A 1,199-nucleotide genomic window follows, 5' to 3' on the forward strand; every position below is an offset into this window, starting at 1 on the left:
TCTGAGCTGGGGGTGGCCGCAGAGACCAGCGAGAAGCGACTGTTTACTAAAAACACAGGTCCGTGCGAAGCCGTAAGGCGATGTATACGGACTGACGCCTGCCCGGTGCTGGAACGTTAAGGGGACCGGTTAGTCGAACTTCGGTTTGGCGAAGCTGAGAACTTAAGCGCCAGTAAACGGCGGTGGTAACTATAACCATCCTAAGGTAGCGAAATTCCTTGTCGGGTAAGTTCCGACCTGCACGAATGGCGTAACGACTTCTCGACTGTCTCAACCATAGGCCCGGTGAAATTGCACTACGAGTAAAGATGCTCGTTTCGCGCAGCAGGACGGAAAGACCCCGGGACCTTTACTACAGTTTGATATTGGTGTTCGGTTCGGCTTGTGTAGGATAGGTGGGAGACTTTGAACCAGCCACGCCAGTGGTTGGGGAGTCGTCGTTGAAATACCACTCTGGTCGTGCTGGATGTCTAACCTGGGTCCGTGATCCGGATCAGGGACAGTGTCTGATGGGTAGTTTAACTGGGGCGGTTGCCTCCTAAAGAGTAACGGAGGCGCCCAAAGGTTCCCTCAGCCTGGTTGGTAATCAGGTGTTGAGTGTAAGTGCACAAGGGAGCTTGACTGTGAGACCGACGGGTCGAGCAGGGACGAAAGTCGGGACTAGTGATCCGGCGGTGGCTTGTGGAAGCGCCGTCGCTCAACGGATAAAAGGTACCCCGGGGATAACAGGCTGATCTTCCCCAAGAGTCCATATCGACGGGATGGTTTGGCACCTCGATGTCGGCTCGTCGCATCCTGGGGCTGGAGTCGGTCCCAAGGGTTGGGCTGTTCGCCCATTAAAGCGGTACGCGAGCTGGGTTTAGAACGTCGTGAGACAGTTCGGTCCCTATCCGCTGTGCGCGTAGGAGTCTTGAGAAGGGCTGTCCCTAGTACGAGAGGACCGGGACGGACGAACCTCTGGTGTGCCAGTTGTCCTGCCAAGGGCATGGCTGGTTGGCTACGTTCGGAAAGGATAACCGCTGAAAGCATCTAAGCGGGAAGCCTGCTTCAAGATGAGGACTCCCACCCCCTTTGAGGGGTTAAGGCTCCCAGTAGACGACTGGGTTGATAGGCCAGATCTGGAAGCCCGGTAACGGGTGGAGGTGACTGGTACTAATAGGCCGAGGGCTTGTCCTCAGTTGCTCGCGTCCACTGTGTTG

At 56.2% G+C, this 1,199-nt stretch carries 1 rRNA gene; it reads left to right on the forward strand.

Annotation, left to right across the window (positions count from 1 at the left end):
• A 23S ribosomal RNA gene (locus ACIBW6_RS34850) occupies positions 1–1,176 on the forward strand; the annotation flags it as partial.
• Positions 1,177–1,199 lie beyond the last annotated feature (23 nt).

The organism is Streptomyces sp. NPDC049813 (assembly GCF_044465085.1).
Classification (GTDB): Bacteria; Actinomycetota; Actinomycetes; order Streptomycetales; family Streptomycetaceae; genus Streptomyces.